The sequence below is a fragment of the Gulosibacter sp. genome (assembly GCF_052090685.1).
GTDB lineage: Bacteria > Actinomycetota > Actinomycetes > Actinomycetales > Microbacteriaceae > Gulosibacter.
This window is the reverse complement of record NZ_JBQDBE010000002.1, coordinates 189,889-208,704: the sequence shown is the minus strand read 5'-3', so window position 1 is coordinate 208,704 and position 18,816 is coordinate 189,889. Positions and strand designations below refer to the sequence as shown.

Sequence of the window (18,816 nt, the reverse complement as noted above, 5' to 3'; positions counted from 1 at the left end):
TACTTGAGGCAACGAATCAACCTTCCCGGAGGTATTGACATGAGGCAACAGGTGCTCCACTTCAATATACATAAGTGGACCGGGTTCCAATAGGGAACTGATACTACTAACGTTGAAAGCCGGATTCATAGGCCCAAATGACAACGTGCACCCGATCAGGCAAATTAAACTTGTCGAGGATCCGCCCCACATGCGACTTAACGGTCACTTCAGCGAGAAAGAGCTTCGCTGCAATTTGAGAATTTGAGTCACCCTGAACAAGGTATTCGAGAACATCACGTTCACGCGCAGTCAACATCGAAATCATTCTGTCGCGCTCTTCGACCCGACTATGTGTATCTTCCGCGACATCTGTCGCATTATTCTGCGTAAGTCGATTCACCAGTGTCTTTGTCATTGAGGGATCAATAATCGCGTTCCCAGCATGAACGGTGTGGATTGCGCGCACGAGGTCCTCACCCGGAGCATCCTTAAGAAGGAACCCAGATGCCCCCGCAGCCAGCATCCGGACCGCGAAATCTTCCGAATCGTATGTGGTGAGTGCGATCACCCGAATCTCTTCCGCCTCTGCCTCATGTTCGAGCAGTTTGGCGGTCGCCTCGATGCCATCCATCACCGGCATGCGCACATCCATAAGCACGATGTCCGGGCGCAACTGGAGCGCGGCGGCGACGCCTGCTCGACCGTCCTCCGCTTGACCCACCACCTCGAGACTTCGGTCTGAGCCAGCAATGAGCGCAAGTCCTTCCCGAACCAGGGATTGGTCATCCACAATAAGCACTCGAATGGGGGCAGCTTCGGTCATAAAGAATGATCCTCAATGAATTGATTTGGATATATCGGTGGAATTATGCGGCGGCGGGATAGGGCCAAGTAGCGCGAATTTCAAACATGTGTTGTGTATGCGCCACCTGCATTTCCCCATCAAAGAGTTCTATGCGCTCACGCATTCCGACCAGGCCTTTCCCCTCCGCAGAATCATCAATGGCAAAGCCTTCCGCGACAGCAAGTTCATTTCGAGTGACCAAGACAAACTCTTCACCACCCCAGTGCAGGGTCATCTCACTCGCGCAACCGGGAGCGTGCTTCAAAATATTGGTGATCGATTCTTGGGCCACCCGGTACACCGCCAAGGAGTGTCCGGCCGGAAGCGTTCGGGCCTCGCCCGTTTCTTCGAAGGTCAATGGCAGACCGGCGAGCTGCGCTCCTTCCGCAAGGTCTCGAATATCTTGAGCACCGTATGTTGGTCGATCATCCTGCTCGGCATCCACCTGGCGAAGCAGGACCTTCACCTCGCTCAGGGCGGAGCGGGACGCATCCGAAATCTTGCCAAAGAGTTGGTTCGAGAACGCTGACTCCGCATCCTTAGTGCCCATGCGACCGCCTTCCGCGAGCGTCAGAATCGACGCGAGTGAATGCGCAATGATGTCGTGCATTTCGCGCGAGATTCTGGTGCGTTCCTCGGTGACCGCCAACTCCGCCAGCCGGTGAGCGTCTCGTTCCAGCAGATCCGCACGCTCTCGCTGCCGCACCACATCCATGAGCTGGCTCCGCCGCAGCATACCGAGGGCCCACGCCGCAACAAACGCGATTGTGCTCACGATGCTGATCGTCATAACCGCCACGAGTCGCTCTTCGAATGACAACTCGGCCGTGGCGATGAAATAGTTCGAGATCTCGGGGAAAAGCAAGAACAGTTCGACGAACACCAGGAGTAATACCGCGAGCAGGAGCGGTATAAATCCGACCAGCCGCAACCGTTTCGGCGCGAAAGCTGCTGTGCCATACGCGCCGACGAGTACGAGGCAGTACACGAGAAATTGCATCGTGAAGCCTGTGGCAAAGCTGGCCCCAGCGAGCACGGTAGCTAGGAAGAGGAACGTCACGGGTGCTATCCGACGGATAAGCAGAAGGAGCATTGCCGGCACGTTGAGGAACCAGCTTTCTGGCGCACCAACACCGCCCAAGAAAAGCACCCATACCGTGGCAAACGCGAAACTCGCCACGGCGTCCATCAAGACCAAGCGGCCGGGGCGCTCGTGGGTGGCGAGAAAGCTATCGTGCATGCCCCAATGGTAGAAGCGTGGACCACCGCGTATCCCCTCCAAAGGTATGGGGTTCTCCCTACCGATTCGGTCCGTTTGCACCATGTGCGGATGTCCCCGCGCGAAATAGCTTCAGTGATATCGGGCTCGCCGGGAGCCCAATGAACACCGAAGGAGCATCGTCATGTCACAGCCCCTACCCCAGCACCACGAGCAACCGAATCCGCCCGCCGCCGTCGCTTGCCGCGGGCTCACGCGCGTGTACGGCCAAGGGGACGCACTCGTCTACGCAGTGAATGAAGTGGATGCGATGTTCGGCACAGGTGAATTCACCGCGATCATGGGACCGTCGGGTTCCGGTAAGTCGACGCTCATGCATCTGCTCGCGGGTCTCGACAATCCGACCTCCGGCGATATCGTGATCGAAGGCCAGTCGATTATCGGGATGCGGGACAAAGATCTCACGACGCTTCGTCGCGATCGACTCGGGTTTATTTTCCAGTCATTTAACCTCGTGCCCACGCTCACCGCGCGCGAGAACATTGCCTTGCCGATCCATTTGGCAGGCAAGCGTGTGGATGAAGCCGAACTCGAGATGCTCGCGGCCAAACTCGGCATCCTGGAGCGACTCACCCACCTTCCACACCAGCTATCCGGTGGACAGCAGCAACGTGTCGCAGTGGCCCGCGCGTTGCTGACGAGGCCGGCGGTCGTCTTCGCCGATGAGCCCACGGGCGCGCTCGATCTCCGCACTGGCCGAGAACTGCTGCAAAGCCTCCAGTCAGCCTCCCGACAGCGCCAACAGACGGTCATTATGGTGACCCACGATCCTGCTGCTGCTGCATTCGCCGATCGGGTGCTCGTCCTGGTCGATGGCCGAATCGCGCACGAAATCCGTGACACCAGCTACGAAAACATCGTCGCAACAATGGCGGAGGTGGGAGCATGAGCGCCACGACCAAGTTGGCGGGCAAACAGCTGCGCCGCAACCCTCGACGCGTTCTCGCTATCGCGCTTGCCGCGCTCCTCAGCGCCATGGCAATCACCGCGACAGGCACCTTCATCTCCACCCTCAACGCCTCGTTGCAGAATGAGTTGGCAGCACCCTTTGCCGAGGCGGATGCGGTGGTGACGACCACCGACGTTGATTCGACCAGTGGGCAAATTGAATCGAATTCCGAAGTGGCGAGCGCAGAGCCGCTCTATTCGGCGTATGTCCTGGCGATACTGGGCAATACCGATCATCAAGTCACACTGCAATCGGTACCGGAGTCGGAGCCACTGCGGTGGATGACGCTCACTGAAGGGTCCTGGCCCGAGACCGGACAGATCGTGTTAACCGCGGGCGCGCTCGAACGGCTCGGGCTTGCCGTAGGCGATGTCATCCCCGCGTCAGCCATGTCGACGGAGCCTGACCTGGAATTTGAAGTGTCCGGGATCGTGGAGTTACCCGAAGGTGCCGAAGGCGCGGGCATCACGGCATATGGAACGGCCACGGATATTGCCGAAATCGGCTCTGCAACTGAAGTGCTCTTGCAATTCGTCGAGGGCGCAGATGCCGCCGCCGTGATCGATTCGTTGAATGCCGAATTCGGGGATGCGGACAGCGCGCCCGAAGCAATGACCACGCAAAGCTACATCGAGCAGATGGTGGACCAGCTTACCGGCGGCACCAACGTATTGGCGACCGTGTTCTTGGTCTTCATTGCGATCGCTCTGCTGGCTGCAGCAATGGTGATTCGAAACACCTTCCAGGTGCTCCTCGCACAGCGACTACGCGAGAACGGCCTGCTGCGCCTGATCGGGGCAAGTGGACCGCAGGTGCAACGCACCGTGCTTGCGGAGGCACTGTTTCTCGGCCTCATCGGCAGCGTATTCGGTCTCTTGGTCGGCTTCGGACTTGGCTGGGCACTTGCCACGGTCGCGAATACGGCCACCGCGGGCGTTCAGCTGGCGTGGGGGTGGATGCTCTGGGCCGTAATCGCCACTGTCGCGTTGACCGTGATATCGGCCTGGATGCCGGCACGAAGCGCAAGCAGGCTTACGCCGATGGCCGCACTGCATGCCTCAGCAACCACCGAACAGGGCACTTCGCGTCGCCGCGTGGCGTCATGGATTATCGGTGCTGTTCTCACTGTTATCGGTATCGCTGCCGCCATCTACTCAGCTGTGAGCCAGAATTTCCTCTTACTTGTGCCCTCAGGAGTCGTCCTCGCGATCGGTTTGATCATCCTGGTGCCGTTGCTGGTGACGGTACTCATGCCCGTCATTGCCCGAGTCACCGCAGGAGCAGGTTCTGTTTCGAAACTTGCGGGAGAAAACCTCGTCCGCACCTCGCGCCGCACCGGCACGGTGATTCTCGCAATCGCTCTGGGCGGCAGCCTCGTTATCGGGATGTTGACCGCATTACAGTCGGTCTCCGCCAGTCTGCAGTCGACGCTAACGGAGGACTATCCGGTCGACCTCGTGGTCGCGTCCTCCGAGGGCGCGGGAATCCCCGCGGAGGCCCTGGCGGACTTGGAGTCATCTGACGCGGTGGATTCGGTCGCCTCGGTGCGAACTCTTTCCGTGGAGCCTGCAGCCGGTGCGCTTGCCATGTCCACCGTTGCGGCCGCACCGAACGAATGGCTCGAGCAGCAGAGACTTGAGGTTTCGGATGGCGAGCTCCTGGTACCCGAATGGTCGATCGTTGCTGAAGACATTACGAGCGGCGCGACTGTTGAGATAACTGGTGTCGACGGTGAAACGGTGTCGCTTAGGATTCGAAGTACGGAACTTGATCAGTCAGTTCAAAACCAAATGTCGATGGAATCAATTGGCGTGGTAAGTGAGAATACCCTGGCTGAGCTCGGCGGCTCGTCCACGGAGAGTCAATTATGGGTAACCGCGGCCGACGGTGAATCCTCGCAACTCATCAGCGAGATAGAGGACTTTGAGGCCGAGTACCCGGAGCTCCATACGTATGGGTCACTTTCTGTCGTGCAACTCTATGAGCAGGTATTCCAGATGGTTGCCGCCTTCGTAATCGGGATGCTGGGCCTAACCATTGTCATTTCGGCAATTGGTCTGACGAGTGTGGTCGCCCTCGCCGTTGCTGAACGCAGTAGAGAAATTTCCCTCTTGCGTGCGCTGGGACTCACTCGGAATAAGACACGTCGCATGATTCTCCACGAATCAATCACGCTTGCCGCAGTAGGTGCAGCTTTCTCGCTCGTAATCGGCATTCCACTCGGTTTAGCTGCAACATATTCCGCACTCCCGGCAGAGAACGTGGTTATTGCGCTCCCCTGGCTGGGAATTATTGGCGTAACTGCAGTCGCGCTTGTACTCGGCATATTTGCGGGATTTGGTCCGGCACAACGAGCGACCCGCATCGCTCCGGCGCAGGGCCTCGCCAACGATTAGCTCAAATCCTGATCAAATCGGAATTTGCTGAACCGGGGCGCGCTATTCATGACCCTGAGAACACGCTCGAATATCGGTGAGTTGATTTGCAATTGGCGGGTTTATTGCAAAGAATGTACTGACCCCGTTGAATGAATAATTCAACGAGAGACGTCTTCAATCAATCGATCGTGTCGAGCAAGGAGCATCACAGATGGCGCGCAAAGTGGTATACCAGATAATTGACGACCTTGATGGATCAGTACTCCCCGATGGACTTGGCGAAACCGTCAAGTTCGGACTCGACGGTGTTGAGTATGAAATCGATCTTGCAAGCAAGAATGCCGAACTTCTTCGTGAAGAACTCGGCCAGTACATCAATAAGGCTCGTCGCGTAGGCGGGCGTGCACAGCGTGGAACCCGCACTCAGCTGCCCAGCACTGGCCCCAAGCGTGACCTCGCTGCCATTCGCAAGTGGGCAGTTGCCAATGGCTACGAGGTCGCAGACCGCGGTCGCGTTCCGCACGCAGTGCTCGAGGCTTATGACAACGCAAATGCCTAATTGGTGTTAGCGCATTAATAGTAAAAGTGGGGCGATCCCGTGTTCGGGATCGCCCCACTTTCTGTCTTTGTGAGGGAATTACTCGCTTTCCAGGAGTGCTGAAATTGACTCAAATGAGAGATCGGCAACCGGCTCACCGTTAACGATCACAGTTGGCGTGCCCGCGATACCCGCATCGCTGGCAGCCGCTGAACTTGCATCCACTTCCGCTTGGAGTTGCATACCAGAGACTTCGGCGGCAAAGGCATCCAGGTCGGCAACACCTGCTTCATCGGCATAATCAACGAGAAGATCAACAGTGATCCCGTCGGGCGAATCGGAAATTGCCGACTGCTCACTCAATACCAGATCATGGAATTCAGCGTATTTGTCTTGCAGACCCGCGGCACGCGCGGCAACCGCAAGCATCGTCGACCCTTCTGGGTCGATAATGATGAAATCATGATAAATAATCTTCGCATCGCCTGAATCGACGAACTCCGCCACAATTTCCGACTCAATACCTTCGCTGAAGGTGGCACAGTGCGGGCACAGGTAGTCCAAATACACCTCTACCGTATTTGGCGCATCGGCCTCGCCGCGGACCATATACTGAGGCGCTTCGTATTCCCCGCCAGCCTCGGTATTCGATTCATCGCCGAAAGAGTTATCTTCACCGGATTCAGCATCAGAATCTGCAACGTCAGCCGAGGACTCTTCTTCTCGTTCACCTCGCTCTTCGCGTTCCTCCGCATCCATTGATGCACAGCCAGTAAGGAGCGCAAACGACAATACTGCGGCGACGCCGGTAAACCAGCGTCGCCGCACAGGGTGACTTTGAGTTCGTTCAGGTGCAGTCAAATTCATGACCATCACCCTAGTGGACGAGACTCTCCCGACTTGACCCTAGCCACGGTTGAAAGTGTTATTCGATCCCGAGTCGCGCAGGTCATCGTCGTCGTCCAGATCATCGTCGTCGGTCCAAGTTACGGTGTTGTCTGATCCCGAAACGTCAACATCGTCAATTTCATGAGTGGTCACGGTATTCCGGTCTCCTGAAATCCGCAGGTCGTCAATCTCATTTGCGGTGACCGTGACGTCGTTCGAGCGAATATCGAGGTCGTCGGTTTCGTCGAATGAAATCGTGACGCCGTCCGCTTCAATGGTGATGAGGTCGCAATCGTCGAGCACTTCGTAGGTACCCGGTTGGTCGATCACGATGTTGTCGTCATCATCATCACAGTCGATGCGAATGACATCCTCCGAGCCGCTTTGCGACTGCTGGGCCTCGTCTTGAGCGGCATTGTTCTGTGCCGCATCTGTCTGCTCGGTCGTGCCAGGTTCGGCAATCGACTGGTCATCCTGGTTCGATTCCTGCTCCGTTGTGGCGGGAGGTACCGGGGTGCTGTCTGCTTGCGGTGCCGCTGCAGGCCCAAGTGACGCGGTGCAACCGGCCAGCATTGCGAAGGCGGCGCCGGTAGCGATGATCGATCCGACGATATTGCGAACTCGACGTGGGCTGAACACTGTGTTGGTCATGATGGCTCCGTTCCCTAAGTCCGGAGTATTCGGTGGGCTCCGGATCTTGTTACTTCAAGCCTACGAAGCCGGTTTTGCACCAGAATCGCGCCGTTGTCGCAGGTCTGCGACAACTTGATTGGGCGCGGAAACCGAAGCCTCGAACAGGGTACCGTCGAACTATGAGCGCACGTCAACAGGTCCTGCTCGTCGATGACGACGAGACGATTCGCACCCACCTCGGCCCGTTTCTCGAGCGCAGTGGATTCGAAGTTCGCACCGCAGTCGATGGCCAGGATGCGCTCGAGAAGATCGCGAACGAACAGCCTGATTTGGTGGTCCTCGACGTCATGATGCCGAGGATCGATGGTCGAGAGACACTGCGGAGAATCCGCACACAAGATGGTTGGTTACCAGTGATTCTGCTCACGCAAGTGGGCGAATCCTTCGAGCGTGCCGCCGCGTTGGAGGAAGGCGCAGACGACTACCTCAATAAGCCCTTCGACCCGCAAGAGCTCCTCGCGCGGATTCGCGCAGTCCTGCGCCGAACTATTGCAGGCCAGGCTCCGCTCTCTGCTGCCGACACCCTGCGAAGTGGTCCGCTTCGGATCGAACGCACTTCGCGGAGAATTCACCTCGATGGCACAGAATTACAAGCAACCCCAAAGGCGTTCTCGTTATTGGAGTACCTCATGTCACACCCCGACGAAGTGTTCTCTCGAGACCGCCTATTGCAGTCAGTGTGGGGATTTGACGCGATTGTGACCACACGTGCGGTGGACCATCGAGTTGCCGAACTCAGGCGCATCCTGGGCGACGACGCCGGCGACCCTGAGTTCATCGAAACCGTGCAGGGGCTCGGCTATCGATTCCGCGGGCGGGTGGAACGGGCATGAGTCGCAGGCTTTGGCTCTTGCCCTTGCTTGCGTTTATTCCGCTCGTCATTGGCGTCATAGTGAGTGTGGCGTGGCAAGCCACCGGCGAGAATAGGATCCTCACCGTTGATTTTATTTTCGCCTGGCTTCCCACCTGGATCGGCGCCGCACTCACCTTGGCGCTGCTCCCTGCGGCAGTCCTATGGCTATCGATACGCGGACGAGCGAATAAAAAGCTGGATGCGGCCCTCATCGCAGAGCGCGACCGGCACCGGCGGTTTCTTGCTCGTCTCGACCACGAAATGAAAAACCCGATTCAAGGCATTCGGCTCGCCATCGCCGATGGCCCCTCCGCACAGCAGCAACGGAGCATCGACACGCAGGCGCGTCACCTCACGCGGCTGCTTTCCGACCTTCGCCGGCTCAGCGAAGCTGAACTGCTCGTAATCGAACCAACGCCACTCGACCCTTCAGAGCTCATTGCCGAGGCTGTCATGGCTGCCAAAGAGCTTCCCGGCGCCGATCAGCGTTCCTGGGATGTCTCCATCCCGCGTGCGCCGCGACCGCTCCCTGAAATCCGAGGGGACAGCGATCTGCTGTTTTTCGCGCTCTCAAATCTCCTTGCGAATGCCGTGAAGTATTCGGAACCAAACGACCGCATTGAAGTACGGGCAATCGAAGAAGATGATTCGGTGCTCATCGAAATTGCCGACACCGGCATCGGGATTCCGCCGGATGAGGTCGAGACCGTGTGGGAAGAACTTGGCCGCGGTCGCGAGGCCCGCGGAACTGAAGGCTCCGGACTTGGCCTGCCGTTTGTCCGGGCGATCATCGAGCGCCACAAGGGCAGTGTCGAAATGCGCTCGCTCCACGGTGAGGGCACCGCGATGGTCGTCCGATTGCCGCGCCACTAGTCCGGAAGCAGTCACCGTGATTCGCCACCTTCGGTCGTCGCCCTTCACGCTGTCGATCGGAGGTGGCGGAGTTGTCGTGTCACGAGCACGGTTCGGACTCGGCGCGGAAGAATTCGGTAGATCGGCAGGACTATTGCCCACCACAGCTCCACAATGAAGCGATCGAGTTTCGACCACTCCGGAGCAAATTCACGCCGGATTCGAGCGGGCAACATGGACAGTGACACTCGAACCACCAAGGGCGTAAGCGCGCGCAACCAAAGCGATGCACCGGCCGGTTGCCGCAGCCTCGAAAACACCGCTCGAGCATCCTCACCCACCGTCTTGGTACCGAGTTCCTCTCGCCACCACCGTTCAAACTCTGCCGTTGTTGCCGGGAAGCGATCGTCCGGAACCTGTAGCTCGGTGGCGATCGATGCAAAACACGCAAGCAGACTCTCTTCGGCGGCGTGAGATGCCCTCCCAAATACTCGTGCGTGGGTATCCCGCGCTGCCACAAAGAGTGTCGCCGCAACCCAGAGTTGAAGATCAGGATCGCGTGCGTCGTAGCGTTCGCCATCGAGGTCACCACGGACAAAACCGTGCACAAAATTCACGCGGTCCCGCACGAGTGCGCGATCTGCATCGGTACCGTGCACAACGGCGGTCACAAAATCGAGCGTTCCCTCAAGTCTGCGCAACGGAGCAGAGTCGAAATCACTGTGTCGCGCCACGCCAGCAGCAACTTTGGGATGCGTCAACTGGAGCAGAATCGCCGCTCCACCACCGCACAGCACTATTCCCTCAGCGCTCATGTTGCGGCCAAGTTCGAGTGGTGCTGAGCCACTGTCATCCGGGAACCCATTCACGTTTCGGACACTACTTGCCCACGCTCAATACCGCATGGTGACTTGCCACTTCTCGGCGCACGCCCGACAACGTTTCCGCCATAAGAAAGCGAACAAACGGCTGCGAAGAACGCCTGAAGCGCAGAGATCACTCATGTTTGATTCTTTTTACACTCACGACGATATTGCCGAGACTGCTTAGCCATATGCTGATGGGCAACGAGAGAACACTGGAGCGACCCGATGCCTGAGGCACACGCAGATCTTGATGAGCGCCTCATTGCGGCGCTCACCGAAGACCCGCGTGCGAGCGTGCTTGCTCTGTCTCGCACAACAGGGTTCAGCCGAGCCGCAATTTCTTCGCGACTGCACGAGATGATTGAATCCGCGGACATCCGGATCGTTGGCGTGGTCCACCCGCAACTTTCTGGCCACGGCATCATGGCCCACATTTCAGTGTCGACCAACGGCCCCATTGCCGCGATCCTTGATCAAATTCAGGCCCGTGAAGAAACGGTGTTCCTGACGATTGTTGCTGGCGCCTATGACTTCGTATTTGAGTATCGCGTCCGAACGCACGAAGAGTTGTATTCGCTGATTGCCGATGTTCGGGCTGATGACGCGGTATCACGCGTCGATACTCTGATCTACTCAACCGTCGTTAAGGGGTATCTCGAGGAAGAACGATTCACCCCGATCCCCATCGACAGCATTGACCGGCAACTCCTTGAAGAACTGCAAATCGACGGCCGCATGAGCTGGCAACTCCTGGCTGAGTCAGTGGAGCTATCTCCCTCGGCGGCACGCGCTCGCGTGCACCGGATGCTGGATGCGGGAATTGCCCAGATCACCGTCTTAAGGGAACGCAGCCGGTACGGTCAGGTGCTCACTTGCGGCGTCGGACTTACCTTGAGCGCCGATGCCCTGCAGGTCCTGCCCGATCTTCGTGACAAGCTGCCGATAGATTTCGCGGTTGCCACGATCGGCCGTTTTGATGCCCTGGTGACGATTCGCACGACGAGTCTCGCCTCGCTCCACGAGGCTCTCGAATCAATTCGAGCTCACTCGGCTGTCCGTCGAGTCGAAGCCTGGACTCACCTTCAAGCCATCAAGGAGGACTTCACGCGCCGGCTTTAACGTGCCCGTTGCTGCGTCTTTAATGAGTTGCGAACGCTAAATGTCGGGCTATCATTTCTTTGGTCCGTTCGTGGGCCCCTGCGGTATCGCCCTATTCGATCCTCCGCACCGCGAATGGTTCCTATTCCTTTAAGGTGTAACCCCCATGCCTGACTCCCGTTCAGAACTCGACGATCGACTCGTTGCCGCGCTCAAAGCTGAACCGCGGGCCACGGTGCTGTCCCTGGCGAACACGACGGGGTTCCCCCGCGCGGTCGTCGCATCACGGCTCAAGGAACTTCAAGAGTCTGGTGACTTGAAGATCGTCGCCGCCACGCATCCACTCCTCAACGGCCCGCAATTGATCGCACACGTCGCATTTGCGATCCAAGGGCCGGTTACTCCGGTACTGGAATATCTTTCGTCGCTTGAAGAGAGCGTATTTGTCTCGACCGTCACCGGAGAGTATGAAGCGGTGATGGAGGTGCGCCTCAAGGATCAAGAGGAGCTCCAGTCGCTCCTCAGCCGAGTTCGCGCTTTCCCCGGAATCACTCGAACGACCACGATGATCTACTCAAGCGTCGTGAAGGGATATCTCTCTCACAACTCTTTCGACGATCTCCATATCGACGGCAAGGACCGTCAACTCATCGCGTCACTCGGCGCCGACGGCCGCAAGTCTTGGCAGGAGCTGGCCGACGTTGTTGGCCTTTCACCATCTGCGGTGCGCACGCGCGTCCATCGACTGCTTGACTCAAACGTGTTGCGCATCGTGGTGATGGAGCGCGGCGGTCGCTACGGTCGGGTGATGTCGATCGGCGCGGGACTTATCCTGAACGGCGATACAGGTCCGGTGCTACAGAAAGTTCTTGACCAAGAGGAGATCGAATTTGCGATCGCCGCAATTGGTCGTTACGACGCGGTGCTGGTGATTCGTGCGCACGGTTCGGTTGCGCTGTTTGACTGTCTCGAGCGGCTCCGTGAGGTCCCCGAAATCATCAAGATTGAGACCTGGACACACCTGCGACAGGCGAAGGAAGATTTCGCCCGCCTACTGTAAGGGCGACCTGACCGCTAAATGTCATCCTCATACACGGGTCCACCTTCGTTTTCCCAAGTGTTGAGACGACGCGATTTTGTCGAGTTGAACTTCTGTCGCACGCCATACCCGTGATCGTCAGATTCCGCGAGAAACTCGACCCCGTAGCTCTCGAGCGTGCGCCGGAGGCGCTGCTTCGTTTCGGCGTCGAGGCGGATCAGGCCTCGCTCAAAATCACGAATCTGCTTCGTGGTGAGCACTGCTGATTCAGCGACGGTGTCAGCAGAAACCTGGGCAAGGGCACGGGCCGCGCGAGCTAAGTCTGCGGTGAGGAGAGTTTCGGACTGCATACTCAGATTGTCCCAGGTAATCCGCCGAAAAGACTCAGAATCCCGCGCCCAGAATGTGCCGGGGACCGGGCTTCGATGTCGTTCCGGTAACGCACACTGGGAATACTCGCGTGTGTTCGTCACAATAAGTTCATGTATCCGGTCGCCCATCACGTCTCGCTGTCCATTCTCGATCGCGCCAATGCTCGTGCGGGATCCGATGAGTCCGAAGTGCTGTGGGATGTGGTCAGTCGCGCGCAGCGGGCCGAGCGGCTTGGCTACAAACGGATGTGGGTGGCGGAACACCACGGGGTTCCGGGAATTGTTGGCTCCTCACCGACGCTGCTCATCGGGGCGATCGCCGCTGCTACCACGGACATTCGTGTTGGTTCGGGAGGAATCATGCTCCCGGCTCACCAGCCGCTCACCGTTGCAGAACAGATCGCAACCCTCGAAGCGCTCTACCCGGGTCGCATCGACATTGGACTCGGCAGGTCGGTTGGTTTTACCCAGGGCATCCGTGACGCGCTGCGACAGCGCAAGGATTCGGGCAGCGACTTCCCGGAGGATCTGAAACAGCTGCAGAGCTACCTGTCTGGCGACGCAGACATCACAATGCAGCCGCCAAATAGTGCGGCAACGCCGCTATACGTGCTCGCCCATGGTGCGAGTCTCAAGTTTGCTGCCCAAGCCGGTCTCGGCGTCGTAGTCGGCGGACCGTCACTCCTCAATGCCGCGGAGGGTGATCGACACGAAGGAATCCGCCACTATCGCGAACACTTCCAGCCCTCACACTGGTTCGCCGAACCAACGGTGATCGCTTCGGCTAATGTGGCGGTCGCCGACACTGTAGAACGTGCGCGGGAACTCTTACTTCCCGAAGCGTGGACGCTGGCGATGTCTCGAACGACTGGTTCCTTCGACCCGCTGGTGCCAGCATCCGAACTCGATATCGAAACGCTGAATGATCGAGAACGCGATCGTGTCGAGGCAAACCTTACGAATGCGATCTACGGTACCCCGGCGGAAGTGGAATCAAGCATCTTGAAACTTCTCGCCTACGTAGGGGCGACGGAGCTTTTGGTGAGCAATGGCATGCACGACCTCGAGGGGCAGGCGCGCTCGGATGAATTGCTCGCAGGGCTGTTTGGATAGTTGCCACCAAGCCATGAGGAAGGGCCTTCACGATGGACCTCATCGAATCGCTACAGCAACTCGCAAAGCAGAATTTCTATGGTGCGGCTTTTCTTGTGGCCTACGGTGCCACTTGGATCATCTGCGGTGTGCTCTGGCTTCGCGCGCCTGAGCGCACCGCCGGCTACGCCACCCTCTTCCAAGGGCTTGTTGCGTTTCCCATGGCGATGGGGCTCTCTCTAGCGATCGGTGCGATTGGTCAGGAGCGTCCCGTCGAGGATGCGCTCACCCAGCTTTCAATTCTGATTGGCACCTCGCAATTGCTTGGTCTGCCACTGTTGATCTACCTCGCAGTCAAACAGCGATATGCGCTCATTCCGTATGCATTCGCGGTGATTTGCTCGATGCATTTCGTGTTGTACACGTGGCTGTATCAAACCCCGATCTACATCATCATGGCCGTGGCGATTTCCATTGGGACCACCGTGGTGATGTTCGCAGTTCCGGATCGCGAAAGCGCGCGGGTTGGTCCGACGCGCACCAGCTTCCTTACGGGTGCAATTCTGCTTGCGACCGCGGTGCTGTTTATCGTAATGACCTTGAATGGATGACGCGGGCACACTATTCGCGCAGCGTTCGGGCACGCTTATAGGCCGACACCGATTTGTCTCCCGCTACCCAAAATCGCCACGGTTCCCGGTGTGCTCGGGACACCCCCACTCGCGGTCCGCAATCAATCTGCCAGACCCGCTGCCCTGCGGAAAGCGTCACCTCACTGGTCGGATCGAACAGTGGCGTGCCGTAGTCAGCCATGGTGATGCCGAGTGCCTTTGTGAGGCAGCCGGGTCCGCGCGCGAGCCAGTCATCTTTCACACCGGGGCGTCGTTCGCGAGCGAGCTCGATGCCGTCAATCACGCGACCTGCGCGAATCAGCACCGCGGCGGCGTCACCCTCGGGGCTGCACACCACGTTGCAGCAGGTGTGCCCGTGCATTGAATAGCAGTACAGATGTCCGGGCGGACCAAACATGACGGCATTGCGTTTGGTGGGGCCGCGGTAGGCATGCGAAGCAGGGTCCCGCTCCCCCTCGTAGGCCTCAACCTCGGTGATCACCACCGCGACGGGCCCTCGTCGCAGTACCGCGCCGAGCAGCATCCTGGCCGTTTCAATGGCCGAGTCTCGCAGTTCAAGCATCCAATCACTGTATCTACCGAAGAGCTGCGAGCGGCTGCTGTTGCCTGTAACGAGTCAGTGCTTCTGACGTCAGTGCGCGTCCAGGTCAAGTCGATTCGTCGGAACGTTTCGCTCGTCGCCATATCACCAAACTGAGCACGGCTGCTGCAGCGGCAAGTACGAGCGGAATCATGAGCGCACCCCGTAATTCAATGGCCTCGCCGACGAAACCAAGTAGCGGCGGGCCAACGAGGAAGGCGATGTACCCAATGATGGATACGAGGGTGACCCGTTTGGCTGCATCCGGCCCGGAGTCTCCGGCTGCCGAGAGTGCGACGGGGAATCCCAGCGACGCACCTAACCCCCACAACACCACCGCGGTCGCTGCCGCGATCTGATTGTCCACGAACGCCACCACTGCAAGCCCCGCAACCGCACTCAGCGCGCTCACGAACAGGACCGGCGCGCGCCCGAATCGATGCACGAACTTGCCACCCACCAAGCGGCCGATGGTCATCGCGGCCGCAAACATAGCGAACACGAGCGAGCCCACAGTTTCGTCAAACCCGTGACCATCCACCATGATCAGCGGGAGCCAGTCATTCGCGGTGCCCTCCACGAGAGCCATCGAAAGAATAATGCCCCCGATGAGCAAGAGATTCGGGTCTTTCCATACCTTCGGACGAGCGGGTTCTGCCACACTGTCGACATTCCGGCCAAGTGCTTTGCCAGTCTCGGGCAGCACTCCGCGAATTCCTCCGATCAGCAGAATCAGCGTCACCACCCCAACGATGATCAAGTGGATAATCACCGAGAAACCAATTGCGGTTGCGATGATGCCACAGACCGCACCAATGACCGTGCCGAGACTAAAGCAGCCATGCATCGAAGGCAGAAAGGACTTCTTACTGACCTGTTCGATGTCCGCACCTTCAATATTGATGGCGACTTCCGCTGCGCCCATACCGGCACCGAAGAAAAACAGCCCCACTGCGGCGATCCACATCGAGCCCATTGCCCCGGAAACACCGATAATCGGCATGCTCAACACGACCCCGGAAAGCCCGATTGCGGTAATCGTGCGTGCCCCAAAGCGGCTCACGAGCGGACCGGAGCTCAATATCCCGAGCGTTGAGCCGATCGACATTCCGGAGAGAACAAGCCCCATTTGTGCGGTCGATGCTTCGAGTAAGTCTCGAATTGCTGGTGTTCTCGTTACCCAAGACGAAAGGGCAAGACCCGGAATCAGAAAGAGTGCGTACAGCGACCAGCGTCGACGCGCGATAGAGACGGCCATGAACCTCCGATAAGAAAATAGAAACCTGCCAGAAACGGTAGGCTCGCGTACCTTATCGAACGCTCAGGCAACGCTGGAAATCGCTATTCGCCGCGATCTTCCCAGGTGCACAGGCACGCTTCATTCCCCTCAGCATCCGCGAGTACCCAGAATGACGGCGCAAATTCATCCGTCAGCAACGTCCCACCTGCCGCAATCGCGGCATCCATTCGGGCCTGCCGTTCATCAACCGGCACCAGGACATCGATGTGGGTGCGCGAGCGCTGATTGCGCGGCTCGCCCATCGGCTGGAACCAGACGCTCGGGTGCGTCGAGTTCGGGTCACGGAGGAGATCGGAATGCGTCTGTTCATAGCCGAGCACGGCCAACCAAAACGGCTTGATTTTCGCGATGTCGAGCGTATCGATCGTGATCATGAGCTCTTGCACATTGGTGAAGCTGCGTTCTAGGCCCGCCTCGTCAATTAGCGCATCGGCAGCCTTCGCGAAGGTGATGTCGCGGTCACTGAGGCCATTGACATCGTGACTCATGACCCGCATCCGGATGCGGTTATAACGCACGTTGAAGTCGGGATGGTGCTGCTGGGTTTCCGCGAGTTCGGCAATCTGTGTGAGGAAATCGAATGCCTGGCGGAAGTCTTTCGCTTTGAGATCGACCTCGAGTCCGCGCTCAACAACGCGCCAGTTCGGTAGGGTCCGCTCGGCGTCAGCGCTCGTGATTGCTGTCATTGCTTCTCTCCCTCGATTGGATGCGTCCGGTTTATTGGGCCGGTCACGTCAGTCTCACACTCGGTGAAGGATGCTGTCGACAGCCACCCAGCGGATTCCTACCTTGGTGGCCTCGCGGCTCGACGCGCCTTTGCGTATCCGGCTGCGAAGATAGAGCCATGAAGACCCTTCTCAACATTATTTGGCTCGTGCTTTCGGGGTTCTGGCTATTCCTCGGGTACATGCTCGCGGCCGCAGTCATGTTCATCCTGATCGTGACGATCCCGTGGGGAATTGCCGCCGCCCGCATTGGCGTCTACGCGCTGTGGCCATTCGGTCGTGAGGTGGTCAATCGACCGGACTCGGGGGTCGGTGCGCTTCTGGGCAACATCATCTGGGTGGTCCTCGCGGGCTGGTGGCTCGCGCTCGAGCACATCATCACCGGCGTGCTGCTGTGCGTCACGATCATCGGCATCCCGCTCGGTTTCGCGAGCTTCAAATTGGTGCCCGTGGCGCTCATGCCGCTGGGCAAAGTAATTGTGGACCGGCCGTAGCGCTTCGTCAGGCGCCTAGTGAGCCAGGCACCTACTGAGGATGCGGATTGTAGCTTGGCGGCACTGCGCGCACTTCATCTGAGACCCCTGGTCGGTAAGCGATGAGATGCATCGTTCCCGGTTTGAACCGAGGTCGGTCGATCATCCTCCCGAGAAACTTGACCTCCCACCCGAAGAATTCACTCCCGTCTTGTGCCCGAATTCGGTAGGCGATGCGGTATTTCAAGCGTTCATTGATTTGGATGTTGAGATAGGTCAGTTCCACCACAACGCCCTGTCCGATGGGCCAGCCAACAAACTCGGGGTCGAGTTCACCGAATTGTGTTCTTGCGCGGCGGCTTTGTCGGACCACTAGCCAGATGACTGCGCCGATAAAGGCTACACAGACGACCAGTCCCACGGCGGCGCCGAGAAGGTTTCCAATATTCATCGCGTTGAGCGTGCCTCCGTCTGCTCGCTACTGAGAAGCTCGTGCACGAGCAGGGTGCTACCCGCAACTGCGGCTGGCATGGTGACGATTGCGCCGAGCGGGATCAGAAAGAGTGCGCTTGTGGTCGTTCCAAAACCGAGCACCTTGCCACGGTTCAGACGACGGATTGTGGCCCGGTCGCGCGGTTCGATGCCGCGAGCGGTCAGGGCACGCGAGGTGAGTTCGTCGGCGAGCACCCAGCCGCTGAGGAGCAGTCCGGCGGCTGCACCAACGAAGCCACCGACAAAGGGGATCAGACCGAGCAGCGCGGTCAATATCGCGATCCCGATGCCTCGAAGAATTAGCACCAGCGAATCACCGATAGCGCCCCAAAAGCTGTAATTACTGTCGGGAACACCGCCCGCATTTTGTCGCTCCACGCTCTTCCAAATACGGTCGTAGAACGGCTCACCGACCACGAGGGTGATCGCGGTGAAGGTGAATCCGGCGAGCACGAGCGCTCCGACGAATACTCCCGCACCGACGGCAATGCGGACAAGATTCGTGACCCATTCTGTCCATCCCGCAGCCCAGGGTGTGAGCCAGGCAACGAGATCCGGAAGCGCGATGGCCAGCGCAACGAGCGCGGCCCCGAGCAGAATCGCAACGATCAGCGCCGGGATGAGTCCGGCGGCCATCACGCCAGGATTCACTCGCCACCAACCGAAGCCGGCGAATAGTGATCGTACTCCTTGCCAAAACCCACGCATCCAATAATTAGAACAAACGTGATCGTTTCTCGGCTGGATGCGCGACAGGCAGCATCCAATATGCCTCGAGCCGCCGATGGAGAAGGCGGTGTGACTAACCGTGATCGCCACGCCGTCATTTCTCGCTTAGAGCATCTAAAGTAGAAATAGCGTCGAAGGAACGCAGAGTTGCCCGACATCAGCG

At 58.5% G+C, this 18,816-nt stretch carries 21 protein-coding genes; 10 read left to right on the top strand and 11 right to left on the bottom strand.

Annotated elements, in window-relative coordinates:
- Nucleotides 1-106: 106 nt before the first annotated feature.
- Both ACTHXA_RS02540 and ACTHXA_RS02535 read right to left on the bottom strand, forming a co-directional pair.
- The gene (locus tag ACTHXA_RS02540) at nucleotides 107-805 is read right to left on the bottom strand and encodes a response regulator (RefSeq protein WP_441669029.1); all 699 of its coding nucleotides are present in this window, start codon (nucleotides 803-805) and stop codon (nucleotides 107-109) included.
- Between the two features lie 43 nt (nucleotides 806-848).
- Nucleotides 849-2,066, bottom strand: a complete 1,218-nt coding sequence (locus ACTHXA_RS02535; protein WP_441669027.1) for a sensor histidine kinase — start codon at nucleotides 2,064-2,066, stop codon at nucleotides 849-851.
- 163 nt (nucleotides 2,067-2,229) lie between these two features.
- On the opposite strand from ACTHXA_RS02535, the gene ACTHXA_RS02530 reads away from it, so the two are divergent.
- The 3 genes from ACTHXA_RS02530 (at nucleotide 2,230) to ACTHXA_RS02520 (ending at nucleotide 5,991) form a co-directional block, all read left to right on the top strand.
- Nucleotides 2,230-2,994 carry an ABC transporter ATP-binding protein gene (locus ACTHXA_RS02530; protein WP_441669025.1) on the top strand — a complete coding sequence of 255 codons (765 nt, stop codon included), beginning with the start codon at nucleotides 2,230-2,232 and terminating at the stop codon, nucleotides 2,992-2,994.
- Nucleotides 2,991-5,450, top strand: a complete 2,460-nt coding sequence (locus ACTHXA_RS02525) for an ABC transporter permease (RefSeq protein ID WP_441669023.1) — start codon at nucleotides 2,991-2,993, stop codon at nucleotides 5,448-5,450. Before ACTHXA_RS02530 ends, ACTHXA_RS02525 begins: the two co-directional genes overlap by 4 nt.
- Nucleotides 5,451-5,643: 193 nt before the next feature.
- Nucleotides 5,644-5,991: a histone-like nucleoid-structuring protein Lsr2 gene (locus ACTHXA_RS02520; RefSeq protein WP_441669021.1), complete on the top strand. Its 348-nt coding sequence runs from the start codon at nucleotides 5,644-5,646 to the stop codon at nucleotides 5,989-5,991.
- Nucleotides 5,992-6,069: 78 nt separating this feature from the next.
- Here the strand turns inward: ACTHXA_RS02520 and ACTHXA_RS02515 are convergent, their stop codons facing one another.
- Nucleotides 6,070-6,837 (bottom strand): DsbA family protein, encoded by a 768-nt coding sequence (locus tag ACTHXA_RS02515; RefSeq protein ID WP_441669019.1) that lies wholly within the window; start codon nucleotides 6,835-6,837, stop codon nucleotides 6,070-6,072.
- 39 nt (nucleotides 6,838-6,876) lie between these two features.
- Nucleotides 6,877-7,509, bottom strand: a complete 633-nt coding sequence (locus tag ACTHXA_RS02510; protein ID WP_441669017.1) for a DUF3060 domain-containing protein — start codon at nucleotides 7,507-7,509, stop codon at nucleotides 6,877-6,879.
- A 161-nt stretch (nucleotides 7,510-7,670) separates the two neighbouring features.
- Here ACTHXA_RS02510 and ACTHXA_RS02505 point away from each other — a divergent pair, with 161 nt between their 5' ends.
- The gene (locus ACTHXA_RS02505) at nucleotides 7,671-8,384 is read left to right on the top strand and encodes a response regulator transcription factor (protein WP_441669015.1); all 714 of its coding nucleotides are present in this window, start codon (nucleotides 7,671-7,673) and stop codon (nucleotides 8,382-8,384) included.
- The gene (locus ACTHXA_RS02500) at nucleotides 8,381-9,277 is read left to right on the top strand and encodes a sensor histidine kinase (protein ID WP_441669013.1); all 897 of its coding nucleotides are present in this window, start codon (nucleotides 8,381-8,383) and stop codon (nucleotides 9,275-9,277) included. Before ACTHXA_RS02505 ends, ACTHXA_RS02500 begins: the two co-directional genes overlap by 4 nt.
- 44 nt (nucleotides 9,278-9,321) lie before the next feature.
- Here the strand turns inward: ACTHXA_RS02500 and ACTHXA_RS02495 are convergent, their stop codons facing one another.
- On the bottom strand, nucleotides 9,322-10,125 hold the full coding sequence (locus ACTHXA_RS02495) for an oxygenase MpaB family protein (protein WP_441669011.1): 804 nt from the start codon (nucleotides 10,123-10,125) through the stop codon (nucleotides 9,322-9,324).
- Nucleotides 10,126-10,347: 222 nt separating this feature from the next.
- Between ACTHXA_RS02495 and ACTHXA_RS02490 the strand changes: the two genes are divergently transcribed.
- Both ACTHXA_RS02490 and ACTHXA_RS02485 read left to right on the top strand, forming a co-directional pair.
- Nucleotides 10,348-11,241: an Lrp/AsnC family transcriptional regulator gene (locus ACTHXA_RS02490; RefSeq protein WP_441669009.1), complete on the top strand. Its 894-nt coding sequence runs from the start codon at nucleotides 10,348-10,350 to the stop codon at nucleotides 11,239-11,241.
- Between the two features lie 145 nt (nucleotides 11,242-11,386).
- Nucleotides 11,387-12,280 (top strand): Lrp/AsnC family transcriptional regulator, encoded by an 894-nt coding sequence (locus tag ACTHXA_RS02485; RefSeq protein WP_441669007.1) that lies wholly within the window; start codon nucleotides 11,387-11,389, stop codon nucleotides 12,278-12,280.
- A 14-nt stretch (nucleotides 12,281-12,294) separates the two neighbouring features.
- Here ACTHXA_RS02485 and ACTHXA_RS02480 read toward each other — a convergent pair whose 3' ends face one another.
- Nucleotides 12,295-12,609, bottom strand: coding sequence for a hypothetical protein (locus ACTHXA_RS02480; protein ID WP_441669005.1), 315 nt, complete (start codon nucleotides 12,607-12,609; stop codon nucleotides 12,295-12,297).
- Nucleotides 12,610-12,741: 132 nt separating this feature from the next.
- On the opposite strand from ACTHXA_RS02480, the gene ACTHXA_RS02475 reads away from it, so the two are divergent.
- Nucleotides 12,742-13,743, top strand: a complete 1,002-nt coding sequence (locus ACTHXA_RS02475; RefSeq protein WP_441669003.1) for an MsnO8 family LLM class oxidoreductase — start codon at nucleotides 12,742-12,744, stop codon at nucleotides 13,741-13,743.
- A 32-nt stretch (nucleotides 13,744-13,775) separates the two neighbouring features.
- Complete coding sequence (locus ACTHXA_RS02470; RefSeq protein ID WP_441669001.1) at nucleotides 13,776-14,333, top strand: DUF7010 family protein; 558 nt, start codon at nucleotides 13,776-13,778, stop codon at nucleotides 14,331-14,333.
- Between the two features lie 10 nt (nucleotides 14,334-14,343).
- Here the strand turns inward: ACTHXA_RS02470 and ACTHXA_RS02465 are convergent, their stop codons facing one another.
- From ACTHXA_RS02465 to ACTHXA_RS02455, 3 genes are all read right to left on the bottom strand, one after another.
- Nucleotides 14,344-14,916, bottom strand: a complete 573-nt coding sequence (locus ACTHXA_RS02465) for a DNA-3-methyladenine glycosylase (protein WP_441668999.1) — start codon at nucleotides 14,914-14,916, stop codon at nucleotides 14,344-14,346.
- 85 nt (nucleotides 14,917-15,001) lie between these two features.
- Nucleotides 15,002-16,192 (bottom strand): MFS transporter, encoded by a 1,191-nt coding sequence (locus ACTHXA_RS02460; protein ID WP_441668997.1) that lies wholly within the window; start codon nucleotides 16,190-16,192, stop codon nucleotides 15,002-15,004.
- Nucleotides 16,193-16,275: 83 nt separating this feature from the next.
- A complete protein-coding gene (locus ACTHXA_RS02455) occupies nucleotides 16,276-16,920 on the bottom strand; it encodes a 4a-hydroxytetrahydrobiopterin dehydratase (RefSeq protein WP_441668995.1) in 645 nt (214 codons plus the stop codon).
- Nucleotides 16,921-17,078: 158 nt separating this feature from the next.
- Here ACTHXA_RS02455 and ACTHXA_RS02450 point away from each other — a divergent pair, with 158 nt between their 5' ends.
- A complete protein-coding gene (locus ACTHXA_RS02450; protein ID WP_441668993.1) occupies nucleotides 17,079-17,453 on the top strand; it encodes a YccF domain-containing protein in 375 nt (124 codons plus the stop codon).
- Between the two features lie 31 nt (nucleotides 17,454-17,484).
- Here the strand turns inward: ACTHXA_RS02450 and ACTHXA_RS02445 are convergent, their stop codons facing one another.
- Both ACTHXA_RS02445 and ACTHXA_RS02440 read right to left on the bottom strand, forming a co-directional pair.
- Nucleotides 17,485-17,883: a hypothetical protein gene (locus tag ACTHXA_RS02445; protein WP_441668991.1), complete on the bottom strand. Its 399-nt coding sequence runs from the start codon at nucleotides 17,881-17,883 to the stop codon at nucleotides 17,485-17,487.
- Nucleotides 17,880-18,632 carry an EI24 domain-containing protein gene (locus ACTHXA_RS02440; protein ID WP_441668989.1) on the bottom strand — a complete coding sequence of 251 codons (753 nt, stop codon included), beginning with the start codon at nucleotides 18,630-18,632 and terminating at the stop codon, nucleotides 17,880-17,882. The genes ACTHXA_RS02445 and ACTHXA_RS02440 overlap by 4 nt, the downstream gene beginning before the upstream one ends.
- Nucleotides 18,633-18,816 lie beyond the last annotated feature (184 nt).